Origin of the sequence: Halomonas sp. SIMBA_159, assembly GCF_046536035.1 — a bacterium.
GTDB classification, from domain to species: domain Bacteria; phylum Pseudomonadota; class Gammaproteobacteria; order Pseudomonadales; family Halomonadaceae; genus Vreelandella; species Vreelandella venusta_A.
This window is the reverse complement of sequence record NZ_JAWJBT010000137.1, coordinates 1-395: the sequence shown is the minus strand read 5'-3', so window position 1 is coordinate 395 and position 395 is coordinate 1. Positions and strand designations below refer to the sequence as shown.

The 395-nt window shown below is 41.8% G+C and carries 1 protein-coding gene; it reads right to left on the bottom strand.

Features of this window, described 5'->3' with window-relative positions; all coding sequences use genetic code 11:
- Positions 1-185: 185 nt before the first annotated feature.
- Positions 186-395, bottom strand: a 210-nt coding sequence (locus R0J87_RS18705; protein ID WP_498888079.1) for a hypothetical protein, incomplete at its 5' end; no start/stop codon positions are given.

Below are 395 nucleotides of genomic sequence, written 5' to 3'. Positions count from 1 at the left end.
GGCTCTCATTGCTGGACTTGCAGCGATTTACTTTTACTTCAACACGAAAGAAGAAATGTTGAAAATTGCAGCAGGCTTCATTGCTATTGTTTGTGTGCTATCAGGCTTATGGTTTGCTCCCTTGCTCGTCAAAGTATTAGTCGTTGTTACCCCCTTTGTGGGAGAGAAGCTATCGTAATGAAGCCTCATTGTTCTTGATTGAGTTGGACTTTTAACCAGTCCATCTCATCTTGAATCAGTTCTAGATGGCGATCACAAACCAAAGCAAAATAAGGGTCCTCTGGTCTCGCCTCACACTTTTGTTTTTCCAGACGTGTGCAACACACGGCAAGCCGTTTTTCAATTAATTTAATTCTCTGTTGCGAGTGCAGATGACTGAAAAAAACGAATTTGAC